This window comes from Zhengella sedimenti (genome assembly GCF_046506625.1).
Taxonomy (GTDB): Bacteria; Pseudomonadota; Alphaproteobacteria; order Rhizobiales; family Rhizobiaceae; genus Zhengella; species Zhengella sedimenti.
Map to the genome: position 1 here is coordinate 603,205 of NZ_JBKFFP010000002.1, position 17,308 is coordinate 620,512.

Below are 17,308 nucleotides of genomic sequence, written 5' to 3' on the forward strand. Positions count from 1 at the left end.
CCCTGATAGGCGCATGTCAGCGGCATTGGCAAGGCTTGGGCTTCAGTCTTGCGGAATGACCGAACCTGTCAGGATCACCCGGTCCACCGAAACCTGCCCGGACCGAAGGGGCCTGGCAGCAGGGGGAAGACCACGGACCGGGCGGAACGAAGGCCCGTGCCGCAATTCCGGCCGGGGTTGCGGCAGGGAGTATTCCGGCTTCTGCCCCGTATCGAATGTGCCGCGCAGGACGGCGGCGACATCGCCGATGCGCTCGGCCACCATCCGCTTCGCGGCTTCCTCCAGGTTGCGGTCATAAACCGGCGCGGCGTTGCCATGGGCAAGCCAGGCGCATTGCATGGCCAAGACTGCGATCAGTGTTCTTTTCATTTTTTGGCTCCCTGTCCTTGCAGGGAACCTAACCGGTCCGGGCTAATATTCAGGGAACAGACAAAGTGTGTAAAATACGAAATTCATTGGTGAATTTCGCGTCAACCAAGACAGTAAAGAAGGCCTGAAGGCAGTACGGCCGGCCCGTCAGGCGTCCGGCAGCGGTATGAAGTCTTCCTCGTCGCCCGGAACGATGTCGAACCGGCCGGTCTTCCACTCTTCCTTGGCCTGTTCGATCCGCTCCTTGGAGGACGAAACGAAGTTCCACCAGATATAGCGCCGCGATCCCATGGAGGCGCCGCCGAAGAGCATGAATCGCGCGCCGCGCGCGGCGTGCACGTCGATCACGTCGCCAGGACGCAACACCAACAGGCGGTCGGGCGGGAATGTGTCACCGGCAATCGTGATCTCGCCTTCCAGCGTATAGAGGGCGCGTTCCTCGGCCTCTGCCGGAATGGTCACCGTCGCGCCCGGTTCCAGCCGCAGATCCGCGTAGAGCGTTTCGTGATGCTGGCGCACCGGCGATGTGGCGCCGTAGAAGGTCCCCATGACGACGCGGGCATGGGCGCCCTCGCCGTCGAGTTCAGGCAGGTCGGCGGCGGTGGTATGCGCGAAGGCCGGATCCGTTTCCTCCAGTCCCTCGGGCAGGGCGAGCCAGGTCTGCAAGCCGTGCATGTCCATGGTGGATGTGCGCATTTCCTCCGGCGTGCGCTCGGAATGCACGATACCGCGCCCGGCGGTCATCAGGTTCACGTCGCCCGGCACGATCACCATTTCCGTGCCCAGCGAATCGCGATGGCGGATCTGGCCGTCAAACAGATAGGTGACCGTGGAAAGCCCGATATGGGGATGCGGGCGCACATCCATGGCGATGCCGTCGCGCAGGACCGCCGGCCCCATGCGGTCGAAGAAGATGAAGGGGCCGACCATCCGGCGGCGCGCCGACGGCAGCGCGCGGCGCACCTCGAATCCGCCAATATCCTTCGCATTCGGCACGACCATCAGTTCAATCGCGTCGATGGCCGCGACATCACGCGGGTTTGGGTCCTTGCCGGGGAAAAAGCTCATGGCGATGCTCCCTTCTGGTTTCCGTCACCGACAGATAAGGCCAGGGAACCGGATGGCGCAGCCCCTCCAGGCGGGATGGACTGTCAACCAGACAGAGACAAGGAGGAAGCTGACGTTCACTCGGTATCGAGCGGTTCGGTGCCTGCCGGTTCACCATCCCGCGTGAGGCGGATCTTCTCCACCTTGTCCTCCGCAGCCTTGAGCAGTTCGGCGCAGTGCTTTTTCAGAGCCTCGCCGCGTTCGTAAATGGCAATCGACTGGTCGAGCGGCACGTCGCCACGCTCCAGGTTTTCCACGATCCTCTCCAGTTCGGCCAGCGCCGCCTCGAAGTTCATCGCCCGGATATCGGCATTGTCCCCTGTGGCAGACATGATCATCCCCTCATCAGGCGTCGAACGTGGGCGGCGGTGGAATCGGCCAGTCCCCTGAGATCGTAGCCGCCTTCCAGAAGGCTGACGAGACGGTTCTCGGCGTAGCGCCCTGCCCTGTCCATCAGCTTGCCCGTCGCCCAGTCGAAATCGTCCTCGGTCAGTTCCACTTCAGCCAGAGGATCGCGCCAATGGGCGTCGAAACCGGCCGAAATGATGATCAGATCGGGGCGGAAATTGTCGATGGCGGGAAGGACGCGGCTCTGGAAAGCCTCGCGGAAGTCCGCCCCCTGGGCACCCGCCGAAAGCGGCGCGTTGACGATATTGCCGGCACCGGTCTCGTCGCGCGCGCCGGTGCCGGGATAGAGCGGCATCTGGTGGGTGGAGCAGTAGAGCACCGTCGGGTCCGACCAGAAGATGTCCTGGGTCCCGTTGCCGTGATGGACATCCCAGTCGACGATGGCGACGCGTTCGACGCCATGCACCTTCTGGGCATGACGCGCGGCGATGGCGGCATTGTTGAACAGGCAGAAGCCCATCGCCTTGTTTTTCTCCGCATGGTGACCGGGGGGACGGGCGGCGACGAAGGCGTTGTCCGCCGCACCTGTCATCACCGCATCGACCGCGGCGGTGGCGCCGCCGAAGGCGGTGAGCGCGGCTTCCCAGCTCCTGGGACTGGCCGCCGTGTCGGCGTCGATGCGCACGATGCCTTCCTCGGGCATGGCGTATTCGACGCGGCGAAGATAGTCCTCCGGATGGGCGAGCAGGATATCCTCCTCGCGGCCGAGCGGCGATTCGACGCGATCAAGCGCGGCGAAATCCTCGCCTGCAAGGGCTTCGGCGACCGCCTTCATGCGGTCGGGCCGTTCGGGATGGCCGGCCGGCACGAGGTGCTCGGCATGGACGGGATGGGAATAAAGGCGCGTTGTCATGGGCTCACTCTAGGCGTCCGGCGCCCGCTTGGCTACGGGGTCGGTGGGGATGATCCGCGGCCATCCCCAGCATCAGCGGCGGATGGCGAGCAGGCGTCCGTTCTCCGTGGCCGTGATTAGCCAGCCATCCTTGCTCACGATCGCCTTGTCGATGGCGCCGGGAAGGCGGATATCGGCGTGGCTGGCAAGGGCGAAGCGCAGCCGCCGGCGATCCTGCGACGGCAGGACAAGGACGCCGGGCCGCCCGGCTTCGAGGATGCCTGCCCAGGACAGGTCCAGTTCGCGCGAGCCGATGACGTGGTTGGAGACATCGGTGGCCACATCATCGATCATCCGCAACCGCTTGCCATCCCATGCCACGGAGAAGAGCGTGCCGCGCAGATGCGGCGTGCGAACTGCATGAATGACCTTGCCGCCCCGGTCGCCCGGGACGATTGCCGCGATGTTGAGCCAGCGGTTCGGCGTTCCGATCTCCGGCGTCGCGGCCAGTTCGACGAGCTGCCCGTCGCGCAAGCCGTAGATCGCGATGGCCGCGCCGGCATCCAGCGCGGCGCGGATCGTGACGACATCGTTGGTGCCGTCGCCGTCAAGGTCCGCGATGCGCGGCGTGATGTCCTCGAAGACATGGGTTTGCGGCAGACGGAAATAATGCGGATTGCCGGCGGCATCGCTGACCGCCAGTGCACCGCCCTCGATCCGGTCGCCCAGCACGCCATGGCGGTAGCGTCCGGTCGGTTCGGCATACCAGGCGCGGCGAATGTCACCCGATGGCACGGCAGCAACACGCCCGTCCGGCAGCGCGCCGTGGGGAGCCGGCGCGAGCCGGCCGCTCACCGGCGCAGGCGCAAGGCAGAAAGGCACCGCGCCGCCGCAGGCATCGAGCCGGAACGACGCGGCGCGCGTGGTCACGAAAACGCCGTCAGCCGTCTGCTCGATCGCCGTCACCGGCGTCTGCGTTTCGATGGTCACGATGTCGGCCGCCGCCACATTTGCGGCCATTGTAAAAAATGCAAGAAGCGCCCCCGCTGTCCGCATCAGATTCTCCCTGTCTGTCCCCTGTGCCTGAGATAATGATCGGCTATGGCGCAGGCCATCATCGCCTCCCCGATGGGCACGGCGCGGATACCCACGCAGGGGTCGTGCCGGCCCTTGGTGCGCACCTCCACCTCGTTGCCGTCAGCATCGACCGACTGGCGCGGGGTGAGGATCGACGATGTCGGCTTGACGGCGAAGCGGGCGATGACCGGCTGGCCGGTCGAAATGCCGCCGAGGATGCCGCCGGCCTGGTTGGACAGGAAATGCGGCTTGCCGTCCGGCCCGATGCGCATCTGGTCGGCATTGTCCTCGCCGGTCAGGCGGGCAGCCTGGAAGCCGTTGCCGATTTCCACGCCCTTGACGGCGTTGATCGACATGAGGTTGGAGGCGATGTCCTGGTCGAGCTTGGCATAGATCGGCGCGCCAAGGCCGGCCGGCACGCCTTCGGCCACGATCTCGATGATGGCGCCGACCGACGATCCCGCCTTGTGGATGGCGCCGAGATAGTCGGAGAAGACGGGAATCGACGTCTCGTCCGGGGTGAAGAACGGGTTGTCCTCGCGGCCGATCACATCCCAGTCCCAGCGGGTGCGGTCGATCGCCTTCTCGCCCATTGCGACGAGTGCGCCGCGCACCTTCAGGCCCGGAACGACCAGGCGCGCCAGCGCGCCGGCGGCCACGCGCGCGGCTGTTTCGCGGGCCGACGACCGGCCGCCGCCGCGGTAGTCGCGGATGCCGTATTTCACGTCATAGGTATAGTCGGCATGGCCGGGCCGGTAGCGCCGGGCAATCTCGGAATAGTCCTTCGAGCGCTGGTCGGTGTTCTCGATCATCATGGAGACCGGCGTGCCCGTGGTGACCAAGGTTTCGCCGTCCTCATCGGTCATCACGCCGGACAGGATCCGCACCTGGTCTGGCTCCTGGCGCTGGGTCACAAAGCGCGACGTGCCGGGCCGGCGCTTGTCCAGTTCGGCCTGGATCTGGCCGCGGGTGAAGCGGATGCCGGGCGGGCAGCCGTCGATCACGCAGCCGAGCGCGGGCCCGTGGCTCTCACCCCAGGTGGTCACGCGAAAAAGATGTCCGAACGTGTTGTGCGACATGTGCCTCGTTCCGTTGACGCCAAGCCTGACCCGCCTCTTAGTGCAAACCGCCGCAAGACAGAAGCCCCGGTTTCGTGATCGCCACGCTTGATGCGGTATCGCGAATGTGAAATTTCTTCTGGCGCGGCGACGGCGGGGACATAATAATGCCGCTTCCCGGGATCAGGGACATGGCCGGCAACCGGTATGCCCGGCCGTTCAGTCAAGGAACACACATGATGACCACCATTTCGCGGATCGCCGCTGTCCTGCTCGCCACATCGCTTCTTGCGACGCCGGCACTCGCCGAGGTTACAGGCGGCACGATCGTCTCCGTCGATCCCGAAGCGATGACGCTGACGCTCGATGACGGCGCGTCCTACAAGCTCAATTCCGAGATCAACGTGTCGGCCCTCAAGGAAGGCATGGAAGTCTACCTGTCCTACAACGAGATCAATGGCGAGAACATCGTCACCGACATGGACATCGAGGAGTGAACCTAGCGCACCGGGCGGCGTGTCCGCCCGGCTTCCTCAACAGGCAATCCCACGGGCCGAAAGATCAGATCCAGTCGATCCGGCGGCCTTCGAGTTTCAGGAGGCGGCCCTGGTGGACCTCCATCTCGGCGGCCTTGTCGCCCGGCAGTCCGTTGACGAGATGAAACAAGGCGCGGATCGTGCCGCCATGGGCGACGCAGACGGTGGGACGGTCCAGCGTTTCCAGCCAGCGGGCGACCCGCGACGCCAGGATCTCGTAGCTTTCGGCCCCTTCACCTGGCGGGACGAATGTCCACTTGCGGCCGGCCCGCTCCAGTGACGTGCCGGGATTGAGCGCGTCGAGTTCCTCGAACGTGTGCCGCTCCCAATCGCCGAAGGACAGTTCCTTGAGAAGCGGATCGGTGTCGTAGCCGTCCGCGTCAAGACCCAGCGCCATGCGCATCCGCTCCATCGTCTCGCGGGCACGGCGCATCGGGCTGGAAACAAAGCGGAACGCGCCATGGCCGCCGCCGATCAGGCCTGCCAGAAGCCGGCCGTTATGGTCGGCCTGCCGGCGGCCAGTGTCATTGAGAAGGGTATCGGTCTGCCCCTGGAGCCGCTTCTCGGCATTCCAGTCCGTCTGCCCGTGCCGGGCGATATAGGTCAGCGGATACATGATCCTTGTCTTTCACTGCCTGACACGACAGGCGCATGACGGCCCGGAAGTCCAACTGAGACCGGTTACACGGTCGAGATGTCCGGGGCGTCCACCGCCTTCATGCCGACGACATGGTAACCGGAATCGACATGCAGCACTTCGCCGGTCGTGCCCCGGCCGAGATCGGAAATCAGGTAGAGCGCGGAATCGCCCACCTCGTCGATCGTCGTGGTGCGCTTGAGCGGCGAATTGTACTCGTTCCATTTCAGGATGTAGCGGAAATCGCCGATGCCGGAAGCCGCGAGCGTCTTGATCGGCCCGGCGGAAATGGCGTTGCAGCGGATGCCGCGTGCGCCCAGGTCGACGGCCAGATAGCGCACCGAAGCCTCCAGCGCGGCCTTGGCCACACCCATGACGTTGTAATGCGGCATGACCTTCTCGGCGCCGTAGTAGGTCAGCGTCAGCATCGAGCCGCCATCGTTCATGATGGCTTCGGCAGCCTTGGCGACGGCGGTGAACGAATAGACCGAAATGTCCATCGTCATCAGGAAATTGTCGCGCGTGGTCTCGATGTAGCGTCCGTCGAGTTCATCCTTGTTGGAGAAACCGATGGCATGGACGATGAAATCGATCTTGCCCCACCTGGCCTCGATGGCATCGAAGGTAGCGGCGATGCTCGCGGGGTCGGAGACGTCGCAATGGCCGACCGTCCAGGCGCCCAGTTCGTTGCCCAGCGGCTCGACACGCTTCTTCATGGCGTCGCCCTGATAGGTCAGGGCGATCTCGGCGCCTGCATTGCTCAGCGAACGCGCGATGCCCCACGCGATCGAACGGTTGTTGGCAAGGCCCATGATGAGGCCGCGCTTGCCAGCCATCAATCCATTGGTCGCGGTCATGCTGTCTGGTCTCCTGCAAAGCCTCAGCAAACGGGAGCCTGCCTATCGCACAGGCACCCGGAGGCTTCAAGCCAAAGTTCCACGCAAAAAGGGCGTGTTTCACGCCTTTTCGCGGGTCAGGAAGGCTTCCAGTTCCGCATCGCCGCCTTCGGGCAGCATGATGCGCACATGGGCGAACAGATCGCCATGCCCGCCGCCCTTGACCGGCAGGCCGCGCCCCTTCAGGCGCAGAACCTTGTCGGAACTCGACCAGGGCGGAACCGTGACGGCGATCCGGCCGGACAGCGTCTGGAGCGCCACCTTGGCGCCCTTGACGGCGTCGCGCAGGCTGACAGGCAGATCGGCATGGATATCGGCACCCTCAACCCTGAAGAGGGGATGCGGCTTGAACTTCACCGTGACCAGCGCATCGCCGGGCTGGCCGAACGGGCTGTCGGCGCCCTGGCCCTTGAGGCGGATCACCTGGCCGTTTTCCACGCCCTGCGGCAGCTTGATCGCCAGTTTGCGGCCATCGGGGAAGACCGCATTGACCTTCGCGGCGGCGGCCACGTCCTCCAGCGAAACGGCAAGCGTCGCCTTCAGGTCCTCTCCCTTCTGCGCCGCCGGCCCGCGCGGCCGCGTGCGCCCGCCGGAGGAAAAGGCATGGCCGAAAATGTCGGAGAAAATGTCGCCGGCCTCGAAGCCGCCCGGACCGCCAGGACCTGCGGAACGGAATTCGAAGCGCGCGCCATGCGGGCCGCGGGCGCCGCCGCCTCCGGCAAAGGGGCCGCCTGGTCCGAACGGATCGCCACCCTCGAATCCGGCGAAACGCGGCTTGCCGTCGGCGTCGATCTCGCCGGAATCGAACTGCTTGCGCTTCGTCTCGTCGCCGACAATGTCATAGGCAGCCGAGGCCTCGGCAAAACGCTCCTTGGCCTTCGGGTCGTCCGGATTCTGGTCCGGGTGGTATTTCTTGGCCAGCTTGCGGTAAGCCGACTTTATGTCCTTGGCGGACGCGGACCTCGCCACGCCCAGCACATCATAGGGATCGCGCGTCATGGGTCTTCCATCACGGTTTCGTGAACAGTTGTCCTCAATATGGGGGCGAAGCGGGCGCTCTGCCAGTCCCTGCGGCGTCCGGCCTCAACTGCGCTCGAAGGTGCGCATGAACCAGCCGCCGTCATCGCCGAGGCAGGCCTCGCCGCGGATCGCCGAAACTCCGTCGAAGCGCTCCATCGTGCCGGCGAAGCGGCGGCAGACGACGCCGCGCGTCTTGACCTCGGTGACGGCGGTGATCAGCCCGCTGGCGCCGGTGTCGAGATTGGCGAAGGGAATGGGCTTGCCGGCCAGGCCTTCGATGTCCGTCGAGGTCACGGCATTGCGAACGGTCATCTCGTCGGTGTTGACCACGTCGGCGCGGCCCACCGACGATGTCAGGATCGAGCGGTCGACCTCGGCTTCGGCGACGATGTTGCTGGAGGCGCAGCCCGTCACGAGCACGGCCAGAAGCGGAATGAACGCAAGCGTCTGGCCAAGCCGGGCGAACCGCACTATCCCTTCACACAGGCAAGACACCACACGGTGCAAGACGCATCCCTCCCTCGGGACCAATCAGGAATTACACGCATGACTATTGGCGAAACAGGGTTAACAAGCAGTGACTTCACGCTGGCCGGCGAACCGCTGAAGCTGTTTTCGGAATGGCTGGAGGATGCCACCAAATCGGAGATCAACGACCCGAACGCCATGGCGCTTGCCACGGTGGACGAGGACGGCCTGCCCGATGTGCGCATGGTCCTGCTCAAGGGGTTCGACGCGGACGGCTTCGTCTTCTACACGAACTTCGAGAGCGCCAAGGGCCGCGAGATCCTGACGACCCGCAAGGCGGCGCTCTGCTTTCACTGGAAGAGCCTGCGCCGGCAGGTGCGTGTGCGCGGACCGGTGGAGATCGTTTCCGACTCGGAAGCCGACGAATACTACGCATCGCGGCCGCGCGGCAGCCGGATCGGCGCCTGGGCATCGAAGCAGTCGCGGCCGCTGGAAAGCCGTTTCGCGCTGGAGAAGGCGGTTGCGGAACAGACCGCGCGCCATGCCGTCGGCGACATTCCGCGACCGCCCTACTGGTCCGGTTTCCGCATCCGCCCGCAGCAGATCGAGTTCTGGCACGACCGGCCTTTCCGCCTGCACGACCGGGTGGTCTTCACGCCCGACGGCCATGGCGGATGGGACAAGACGCGGCTTTATCCCTGAACGGGAAAGGGCGCGGGGGCGGCCCTTCGCGTGAAAAGTTTTTGAAATGCCTTGCATTTGCCGCGATCCGGTGCCATCTGGATCACGTCTCCTGCCGCGCGTAGATGGCCTCACCGGCCAGCGGCAGTGATCGATCTCGCAATTGTCCCACAAGATCGTTGCCAGCACGCCGCGCCATGAGGCGCCATAAACAGGGCTGCCGATCTACGCTGGTTTCTCTCCCGAACTCGAAGGAAGTGCCGCGCTTGCCATGTCGGAAGACTGGGCGCGGCCGGAAACGACATAAGTTGACAACATTCAAAGACCTTGGCCTGGCCAGTTCCATTCTCGATGCCCTTCTGGCCGAAGGCTATGAAACACCCACCCCGATCCAGGTGGAAACCATCCCCGTCACGATGAGCGGACGCGATGTGCTCGGCATTGCCCAGACCGGCACCGGCAAGACCGCCGCCTTCGTGCTGCCGCAACTCAACGCCATTGCGGCCGGCCGGAAAAACGCGCCGGCGCGCAGCGCCACGGTGCTCATCCTGGCACCGACGCGCGAACTGGCCGCGCAGATCGCCGAAGCGATCGAGACCTATGGCCGTGCGCTCAAACCCTCTGTCGTCACCGTGATCGGCGGCGTGAAGGCGGGGCCGCAGGTCCGCGCCATGGCGCGCGGCGCAGACTTCCTGGTGGCGACACCCGGGCGCCTGCTCGACCACATGCAGACCGGCGCCATCACGCTTTCGGGCGTGAAGACGGTGGTCCTCGACGAAGCCGACCAGATGCTGGATCTCGGCTTCATGCCGGCCCTGCGCAAGATCCTGGAAAAGCTGCCCGCCCAGCGCCAGATGCTGCTCTTCTCGGCCACCATGCCGAAGCTCATTCGCAAGCTGGCGAGCGAATTCCTGCGCAATCCGGCGGAAATCTCGGTCGCGCCGGTCTCCAAGCCGATCGAGCGCATCGAGCAATCGGTCGTGTTCGTCGACAAGACGGCCAAGCCGCGCCTGCTGGCGAAGCTGCTGAAGGACGGCGGCGAGAAGCGCGCCATCGTCTTCACCCGCACCAAGCATGGCGCCAACCGGCTGTGCCAGCAGCTCGACCGGTCGGGCATCGCGGCGCAGCCGATCCACGGCAACAAGAGCCAGAACCAGCGCGAGAAGACGCTTGCCGCCTTCCGGGACGGTTCGCTCTCCGTGCTCGTGGCAACCGATATCGCCGCGCGCGGCATCGACATCGACGACGTCTCGCATGTCTACAATTACGACCTGCCGAATGTGGCAGAGGTGTATGTCCACCGGATCGGCCGAACGGCCCGCGCCGGGCGCAGCGGCCAGGCCGTCGCCTTCTGCGATACCAGCGAACGCCCGCTGCTGCGTGACATCGAGAAGCTGACCGGCCTCAAGCTGCCGGTCGCCGCGCACGACCTGGGCGCACCGGCGCCCGGCGACGAGGCGGAGGCGAATGCCGGACGGCGTGAAGGCCGGCCGCAGAATGCAGGCAGGCCGGGTTCGAACGGGGAAGGCCGCCAGCGCCGGCGCAACCGGACCAACGCGCGCCCGGCAGGCGAAGGGCGGAACGCGACGGCGGACCGTGCGCCAGGCGCCAAGCCTGCTCCGGCCAAGACCGCAGGCGAGGCGGGCGCCAAGAGCCGCAAGCGGCGCCGGCGCAAGCCGGCCGCCAGCACGCAGGCCCACGAGGCCGGCCTGCAGCGCATGCTGGGCAATATCGGTATCGGCGCCTGAACAGGCCGACAAACGAAGAACGGGGCCGGCACAATCTGCCGGCCCCGATCCGTTTCAGGCCTTCTTGCGGTTCATGAAGGCCATGAAGGCGGCCTTTGCCTCGTCGGATTTCAGGCGGGCGCGGAACAGCTTGCCCTCCTCGCGGATGCGTTCGACGAGCGCGGTGCGGTCGCCCAGCATCAGGTCACGGGCGATCCTGAGGGCTTCCGGCGGTCTGGCCGCGATGTCGGCTGCCGCCTCCATGACGCGCGCTTCCAGTTCATCCTCGCCGGTCACGGACCAGATCATGCCGGCATCCCTTGCTTCCTCGGCCTTGAAGCCGCGGCTCATGCCCAGCATGGCGAAGGCGCGCTGGCGGCCCATGATCTCGGGACCCAGCAGGCTGGAGCCAGCTTCCGGGACAAGGCCGAGGCTGACGAAGGGCGTGTGAAAGACCGTGCGCGGCGTGGCAAATGTCAGGTCGCAATGGAAATGAATGGTCGTGCCGATGCCGACCGCGATCCCGTCCGCGGCCGAGAGGACGGGCTTCTTCGCCGTCGCCAGCGCCATCAGGAAATCATAGACCTCCATGCCGCCTTCCCCGCCCATGGAAATGGCGAGGAAATCGGCGAGATCGTTGCCCGATGTGAAAGCGCCCGGAACGCCCAGGATGACGCGGCAGCGGATTTCCGGATCGTCGTCGGATTCGGTGAGCGCGGATGCCATCGTGGCATACATGGCGCGCGTCAGCGCGTTCTTCTTGTCCGGACGGTTCATCCGGATGGTCATGACCGGGCCGTCCCGCCCGACAATCACGTGATCGCTCATTCCGTTTCCTCCCTGGCGTGCCGGGCGATCATTGCGTCAGGCCCGGCGCGAGCGCAAGGATTATTTCCGTTTACGTAAGGGGAAATCCGTCATGAGGCGAGCAAGGCGGCGGAAGCGGCTTCCAGGCTGGCCGCGCCCGCCATGACGCGGTCCTTGAGCGCCGATGTTTCGCCGACGAGATTCTCGGCGAAGAAGCGGGCCAGAGCGGCGCGGCCCTCGCCTTCCCCGGTTGCCGCCGCGCGGGCCAGGTAGCAGCCGCCAGCGGCCAGCGCGAACAGGCGCAGATAGGGCGTGGCACCGGCCAGCGCCTCCTCCATGCGCCCGCCGGACAAGGCATCCTGCAGGAAGCGGGTCGCGGCGTCGAGGTCGTCGAGCGCGGCGTCAAGGCGTGCGCCGGTCTCGCCGAGCGCCGGATCGTTGGACGTCCGCGCGGTTTCGGCATCGCCGCGCAGTTCCGCGATGTAGCCGTGCACCTGTTCGCCGCCGCCTAGCGGCAGCTTGCGGGTGACGAGGTCGATGGCCTGGATGCCGTTGGTGCCCTCGTAGATGGGGGCGATGCGGGCATCGCGCAGATAGGCGGCCGCGCCCGTCTCCTCGATGAATCCCATGCCGCCATGCACCTGGATGCCCATGGAGGCGACATCGACGCCGATATCGGTGGAGAAGGCCTTGGCGACGGGGGTCAGCAGGCCGGCGCGGTCGCGCCAGTGCGCGGCCCCCTCCCCGCCTGCGCGGCCCATGTCAATGGCATGGGCGCAATTGTAGCAGATGGCGCGCGCGGCCTGGGTCAGCGCCTTCATGGTCAGCAGGGTGCGGCGGATATCAGCATGGTGGACGATGGGCGCCATGCCCTCGCCGTCATGGCCGGGCGCCTTGCCCTGCCGGCGGTCCAGCGCATAGGCGAGCGCATGCTGGTAGGCGGCCTCGGCCACGGAGACGCCCTGGATGCCGACGTTCAGGCGGGCATTGTTCATCATGGTGAACATGCAGGCCAGACCGCGATTTTCCTCGCCGATCAGGTAGCCGATGGCGCCGGGCGCATCGCCGTGCTTGCCGTCGCCATAGATCATGGTGCAGGTGGGCGAGCCATGGATGCCGAGCTTGTGCTCGATGGAGTGGCAGACGGCGTCATTTCGCGCGCCGAGGCTGCCATCGTCGTTGACGAGGAATTTCGGCACGAGGAAGAGCGAAATGCCGCGCGTGCCGGCCGGTGCGTCGGGCAGGCGCGCCAGAACAAGGTGGATGATGTTGTCGGCGGCGTCATGCTCGCCCCAGGTGATGAAGATCTTCTGGCCGAAGATGCGGTAGGTGCCATCGCCAGCCGGTTCGGCACGGGCGCGCAACGCATTGAGATCGGAACCGGCCTGCGGCTCGGTCAGGTTCATGGTGCCGGTCCATTCGCCTGACACCAGCTTTTCGAGGAACTTCGCCTTGAGGCTGTCGGAGCCGTGGGCCTCCAGCGCCTCGATGGCCCCCATGGTCAGCATCGGCCCGAGCGCGAAGCCCATGGAGGCGGAGTTCCACATTTCCTGGGTGGCCGTGTTGAGCGAGACCGGCAGGCCCTGCCCGCCGAAATCGACGGGGCCGGAAATGGCGTTCCAGCCGCCGGCCGCCCAGCGCCGGTAGAGATCGGCCCAGCCGTCGGGCAGCGTCACCTTGCCGTCGGCATGGGTGCAGCCCTGGGTGTCACCCACCTTGTAAAGCGGCGCGATCTCCTCGGAGGCGAACTTGCCCGCCTCTTCAAGGATCGCGTCCAGCAGATCCTCCGACAGGTCGCCGAGCAGGCCCTCGTCCATGGCCTTGCCGACACCGGCGACATGCTTGAGCGTGAAGGCGATCTCCGCGACGGGGCTGCGATACATGGGGTCTCTCCGGATCGTGCGTTGGAAGCGATTTCTTGACTTTCCTGCCCGGTTTTTCAAGCCCGCACTGTTTTCCAGATGACATTTGAGAGGAAAAGCTGCCGTGCAATTGCCTCCTTCGCGCCGCACGGCGGGCACGACCGGGCCATGATCGGATGGCATCCGGCCATGGGGCCAGACCCCGTTCAACCTTCGTTAAACATGAAACGGCACCCTGACCGGATGCCGGGGGATCCGGGAGCAGACGATGCGGGCACACATCTCATGGTTTGGAGGCGCGGCGCTGGCCGCCGCGATGGCCCTTGCCGTGCCGGCCCAGGCGGCCGGTTTCACGCGGCCCTGGGAAAACCCGGCCAATGCGCTGGTCATCGACGCCTACGAATACAACCCGATCGACTGGCATGAACTGGCCAGGGACAAACGGATCGCTGGTTTCATCAACAAGGCCTCCGACGGCCTGCCGCCGAAATACCGTTGCTCCGGCGGCGAGACGGAAAAGCGGCTGTGCAGCGCGCTGTGGAAGCGCTATTCGGTGGCAAAGGAACTCTACCACACGCGCCGGATGATGGCGAAGTCGCTCGGCATGCTGTGGGGCGCCTATCATCTCGGCCGGCCGGGCAATCCGATCGACCAGGCCAACCACTTCATCGATTTTGCCCAGCCCGGTCCGGACGACCTGATCGCGCTCGACATCGAGGACAATTCGGACGAGTGGATGTCGCTGGAGGACGCGGAAATCTTCGTCCGCCACATTCATGCCCGGCTCGGACGCTGGCCGGTGCTCTACACCAACGGCAACACCTCCCGGCATATCGCGGACAACCGGGACGCCTACCCGGTGCTGTCGCGGCTGAACCTCTGGTATGCGCGCTACAAGCCGGCCATCGGCGATCATTTTCCGAAAGGGAACTGGACCGGCTATGCGCTGTGGCAGTTCGCCACCCAGGTCAATTGCTCGCGCCGGTCGTGCCCCTACCGGCCGCCCGGCACGCCCGACGACATCGACGTCAACGTCGCCGCCATGACGCGCGGTGAACTGGAAAGGGCGTGGCCATTCCCGGGGCTCGTTCCGGTGCAGGATCCGCCATCCGGCGAGGATGGCGTGCGGGTTTCGGCCACCGTGCCTCCGCCCGCCGGCGAGCGCGTGCCGCTGCCGCTGTCGCGGGCGAGCGCGCTGAACGAGGGCGCGCGGGTGCGTTTTGCCCGTGCGGTGCTGGCGCCGCTGAAGGACCGGCTCGCCGCCTCCTACAGGATGGTGGCCGCCGCAGCGCTCCCGCTGCGTTCCGCCGACAGCGCCCCGCCCGCCGGACCCTCCATACTGGCCGCCTACGCGCCGATGGGCAGCCGCGACAAGGCGCGTGAAATGCTCGACATGATGGCGACCGGCTCCACTTCCGCAATGCTGGCCGCGGGAACGGCGCAGCGCTTCGCGCCCGGCCGGTCCGCGACCGCACAGCGTCCGCTGGCCTTCCTCGGCCGTGTTCCGGCGCATCTGCGGCCAAGGGGCATCGTTTTCCGGCCGGCAATGGCAGGCGGCCTGCCGCTCGTGGATGTCAGCCTCGCCGAGCATGCCTTGCAGGGACCGGAACGGCCGGAGACGGCCGCGAAGCGGACCGGCACCGGCGGGCCCGCGAAGCTGGCGCCTTGACCGCGCTCCGCTGCCGGGTCTAAGCAGCGGCATCGACCGTTTCCAGACGAGCAAGGCCGCCATGACCGCCGATCACATGAGCCCGAAGCGTTCCTTCCAGGGGCTGATCCTCGCCCTGCACAACTACTGGGCCGATTACGGCTGCGCCATCCTGCAGCCCTATGACATGGAAGTGGGTGCCGGCACGTTCCATCCGGCCACGACGCTGCGCTCGCTGGGGCCGAAGCCGTGGAACGCGGCCTATGTGCAGCCGTCGCGGCGGCCGAAGGACGGGCGCTATGGCGAAAACCCGAACCGGCTGCAGCACTATTACCAGTACCAGGTTATCCTGAAGCCCAATCCGTCCAACCTGCAGGAACTTTACCTCGGATCGCTGGAGGCCATCGGGCTCGACCCGCTCGTCCATGACATCCGCTTCGTCGAGGACGACTGGGAAAGCCCGACACTGGGCGCCTGGGGGCTTGGCTGGGAATGCTGGTGCGACGGCATGGAGGTTTCGCAGTTCACCTATTTCCAGCAGGTCTGCGGCATCGAGTGCGCACCGGTTTCCGGGGAACTGACCTACGGGCTGGAGCGCATCGCCATGTATGTGCAGGGCGTGGACAATGTCTATGACCTGAACTTCAACGGGCGCGAGGGCGCCGAAAAGGTGACCTATGGCGACGTCTTCCTGCAGGCCGAGCAGGAATATTCACGGCACAATTTCGAATATGCCAACACCGCCATGCTGCACCAGCACTTCATCGACGCCGAAAAGGAATGCGCCGCGCTCCTGGCCGCCGGCGCGCCGGACCAGCCGGGCCACCTGCACAAATGCGTGCTGCCGGCCTATGACCAGTGCATCAAGGCCTCGCACGTGTTCAACCTGCTGGATGCGCGCGGCGTGATCTCGGTCACCGAGCGCCAGAGCTACATCCTGCGGGTGCGCAACCTTGCACGCCAGTGCGGCGAGGCCTTCCTGCTGACGGAAGCCGGCGGCGCTTCGATGGCGGCAGAAACCGCCTGAGAACATTCTGCAGGGTGGACTGACAAGGCGGCCGGCGCGTCCCATTTCCAAAATCATGACCGGGCGACCATGATCCCCCGCGCCAGCCGCGGCGGCTTGTGCGGCTCCTTGGCGGTTGCTTCCACGGCACGGCGCATTCCGGCCATGTGAAACACATCGGCCTGCACATGGCTGGCGAGACAGGCCATCAGCAGGATCGAATGAAGCATGGCGGAGATGGACATGGCGGCCTCGCTTGAAGGGCATTCCAGGCAGCCTGCCCCGCCGCGCTTGAACCGGTGCTGACGGGGCCGTTCAGCCGGCGTTCACCCGGACGGGACAGGCATGTCCCTTTGTGTCGCCAGAGGCCGTCGAGGTTCACGCCCACCGGTTTTTTTCTGGCGAAGCCGATTGTGGCGAAGCGTTGCCGGATCACCGGTTTCACGCAGGCGTGATGGAAAACTGGCGGGCCGGTTTTGACTGAACCGGCAGCCGGGAGCCGGCGTGTAAGCGGGGGACAGGGCGCAAACAGAACCTGTCGCCGGCCAGCCCGCCCCCGCTGAAAGACAAGGGCTGCCGATCAGTCATTCACCATCGGGAGAAGTATACATGCGCATTCATGCCTTTGCCTCCGCCATCGCGATTGGCGCCGCCGCCGCCACGCCGGCTGCCGCCGCCAACATCGTCGAGACGGCCCAGTCGGCCGGTTCCTTCACCACGCTGCTGGCTGCTGCCCAGGCCGCGGGCCTTGCCGATGCGCTGGCCACCGGCGAAAACCTCACCGTCTTCGCGCCGACCGACGAAGCCTTCGCCAAGCTGCCCGCTGGCACGGTGGAGGACCTGCTGAAGCCGGAGAACAAGGACAAGCTCGTCGCGATCCTGCAGTATCACGTCGTCCCCTCCAAGATCATGGCCGGCGACATCGCCGACGGAACCACCGAGGTCACCACGCTGAAGACCGCCGGCGACACCACGATCGAAGTGACCAAGGGCGCCGACGGCGTCATGGTTGACGGCGCCAAGGTGGTGACCGCCGATGTCGCCGCCGACAATGGCGTCATCCACGTGATCGACACTGTCATTCTGCCGCAGGACTGACCCGAACCCTCTCCTCTGACTGTCCGTGGCAGGACGGGGCGCGCCTTTTCCGGGCGCGCCCTTTTTCATTG

Annotated in this window: 19 protein-coding genes; 6 read left to right on the forward strand and 13 right to left on the reverse strand. The window is 65.9% G+C overall.

Going from position 1 to position 17,308, the window contains the following annotated elements:
- Positions 1 to 42: 42 nt before the first annotated feature.
- The 6 genes from ACLB6G_RS08465 to aroC all read right to left on the reverse strand — a co-directional run bounded on the left by ACLB6G_RS08465 (position 43) and on the right by aroC (position 4,872).
- Positions 43 to 369, reverse strand: coding sequence for a hypothetical protein (locus tag ACLB6G_RS08465; protein ID WP_410355702.1), 327 nt, complete (start codon positions 367 to 369; stop codon positions 43 to 45).
- Between the two features lie 147 nt (positions 370 to 516).
- A complete protein-coding gene (locus ACLB6G_RS08470; RefSeq protein WP_410355703.1) occupies positions 517 to 1,437 on the reverse strand; it encodes a pirin family protein in 921 nt (306 codons plus the stop codon).
- Positions 1,438 to 1,553: 116 nt separating this feature from the next.
- Complete coding sequence (locus tag ACLB6G_RS08475; protein ID WP_410355704.1) at positions 1,554 to 1,808, reverse strand: exodeoxyribonuclease VII small subunit; 255 nt, start codon at positions 1,806 to 1,808, stop codon at positions 1,554 to 1,556.
- Between the two features lie 2 nt (positions 1,809 to 1,810).
- A complete protein-coding gene (locus ACLB6G_RS08480) occupies positions 1,811 to 2,737 on the reverse strand; it encodes a histone deacetylase family protein (RefSeq protein ID WP_410355705.1) in 927 nt (308 codons plus the stop codon).
- 72 nt (positions 2,738 to 2,809) lie between these two features.
- Positions 2,810 to 3,736, reverse strand: a complete 927-nt coding sequence (locus tag ACLB6G_RS08485; protein WP_410355706.1) for a hypothetical protein — start codon at positions 3,734 to 3,736, stop codon at positions 2,810 to 2,812.
- Positions 3,737 to 3,771: 35 nt separating this feature from the next.
- Positions 3,772 to 4,872 (reverse strand): chorismate synthase, encoded by a 1,101-nt coding sequence (aroC, locus tag ACLB6G_RS08490; RefSeq protein ID WP_410355707.1) that lies wholly within the window; start codon positions 4,870 to 4,872, stop codon positions 3,772 to 3,774.
- Positions 4,873 to 5,087: 215 nt separating this feature from the next.
- Here aroC and ACLB6G_RS08495 point away from each other — a divergent pair, with 215 nt between their 5' ends.
- Positions 5,088 to 5,348: a DUF1344 domain-containing protein gene (locus ACLB6G_RS08495; protein WP_410355708.1), complete on the forward strand. Its 261-nt coding sequence runs from the start codon at positions 5,088 to 5,090 to the stop codon at positions 5,346 to 5,348.
- A 64-nt stretch (positions 5,349 to 5,412) separates the two neighbouring features.
- On the opposite strand, the gene ACLB6G_RS08500 is transcribed toward ACLB6G_RS08495, so the two are convergent.
- From ACLB6G_RS08500 to ACLB6G_RS08515, 4 genes are all read right to left on the reverse strand, one after another.
- The gene (locus tag ACLB6G_RS08500) at positions 5,413 to 6,003 is read right to left on the reverse strand and encodes a histidine phosphatase family protein (protein ID WP_410355709.1); all 591 of its coding nucleotides are present in this window, start codon (positions 6,001 to 6,003) and stop codon (positions 5,413 to 5,415) included.
- Between the two features lie 65 nt (positions 6,004 to 6,068).
- Positions 6,069 to 6,881 carry an enoyl-ACP reductase FabI gene (gene fabI, locus ACLB6G_RS08505; protein ID WP_410355710.1) on the reverse strand — a complete coding sequence of 271 codons (813 nt, stop codon included), beginning with the start codon at positions 6,879 to 6,881 and terminating at the stop codon, positions 6,069 to 6,071.
- A gap of 99 nt (positions 6,882 to 6,980) precedes the next feature.
- Positions 6,981 to 7,919: a DnaJ C-terminal domain-containing protein gene (locus ACLB6G_RS08510; RefSeq protein WP_410355711.1), complete on the reverse strand. Its 939-nt coding sequence runs from the start codon at positions 7,917 to 7,919 to the stop codon at positions 6,981 to 6,983.
- Positions 7,920 to 8,003: 84 nt separating this feature from the next.
- Complete coding sequence (locus ACLB6G_RS08515; RefSeq protein WP_410355712.1) at positions 8,004 to 8,411, reverse strand: RT0821/Lpp0805 family surface protein; 408 nt, start codon at positions 8,409 to 8,411, stop codon at positions 8,004 to 8,006.
- Positions 8,412 to 8,492: 81 nt separating this feature from the next.
- On the opposite strand from ACLB6G_RS08515, the gene pdxH reads away from it, so the two are divergent.
- Positions 8,493 to 9,110: a pyridoxamine 5'-phosphate oxidase gene (gene pdxH, locus ACLB6G_RS08520; protein WP_410355916.1), complete on the forward strand. Its 618-nt coding sequence runs from the start codon at positions 8,493 to 8,495 to the stop codon at positions 9,108 to 9,110.
- Positions 9,111 to 9,397: 287 nt separating this feature from the next.
- Positions 9,398 to 10,837, forward strand: a complete 1,440-nt coding sequence (locus tag ACLB6G_RS08525; protein ID WP_410355713.1) for a DEAD/DEAH box helicase — start codon at positions 9,398 to 9,400, stop codon at positions 10,835 to 10,837.
- Positions 10,838 to 10,891: 54 nt separating this feature from the next.
- Here ACLB6G_RS08525 and ACLB6G_RS08530 read toward each other — a convergent pair whose 3' ends face one another.
- Both ACLB6G_RS08530 and ACLB6G_RS08535 read right to left on the reverse strand, forming a co-directional pair.
- Positions 10,892 to 11,644, reverse strand: a complete 753-nt coding sequence (locus ACLB6G_RS08530; RefSeq protein WP_410355714.1) for a crotonase/enoyl-CoA hydratase family protein — start codon at positions 11,642 to 11,644, stop codon at positions 10,892 to 10,894.
- 89 nt (positions 11,645 to 11,733) lie between these two features.
- On the reverse strand, positions 11,734 to 13,506 hold the full coding sequence (locus ACLB6G_RS08535; RefSeq protein WP_410355715.1) for an acyl-CoA dehydrogenase: 1,773 nt from the start codon (positions 13,504 to 13,506) through the stop codon (positions 11,734 to 11,736).
- 247 nt (positions 13,507 to 13,753) lie between these two features.
- Here ACLB6G_RS08535 and ACLB6G_RS08540 point away from each other — a divergent pair, with 247 nt between their 5' ends.
- Both ACLB6G_RS08540 and ACLB6G_RS08545 read left to right on the forward strand, forming a co-directional pair.
- On the forward strand, positions 13,754 to 15,154 hold the full coding sequence (locus ACLB6G_RS08540) for a GH25 family lysozyme (protein WP_410355716.1): 1,401 nt from the start codon (positions 13,754 to 13,756) through the stop codon (positions 15,152 to 15,154).
- Positions 15,155 to 15,230: 76 nt separating this feature from the next.
- Complete coding sequence (locus ACLB6G_RS08545; protein ID WP_410355917.1) at positions 15,231 to 16,160, forward strand: glycine--tRNA ligase subunit alpha; 930 nt, start codon at positions 15,231 to 15,233, stop codon at positions 16,158 to 16,160.
- 53 nt (positions 16,161 to 16,213) lie between these two features.
- On the opposite strand, the gene ACLB6G_RS08550 is transcribed toward ACLB6G_RS08545, so the two are convergent.
- Positions 16,214 to 16,384, reverse strand: coding sequence for a hypothetical protein (locus ACLB6G_RS08550; RefSeq protein WP_410355717.1), 171 nt, complete (start codon positions 16,382 to 16,384; stop codon positions 16,214 to 16,216).
- A 364-nt stretch (positions 16,385 to 16,748) separates the two neighbouring features.
- Here ACLB6G_RS08550 and ACLB6G_RS08555 point away from each other — a divergent pair, with 364 nt between their 5' ends.
- Positions 16,749 to 17,237, forward strand: coding sequence for a fasciclin domain-containing protein (locus tag ACLB6G_RS08555; protein ID WP_410355718.1), 489 nt, complete (start codon positions 16,749 to 16,751; stop codon positions 17,235 to 17,237).
- Positions 17,238 to 17,308: the final 71 nt, after the last annotated feature.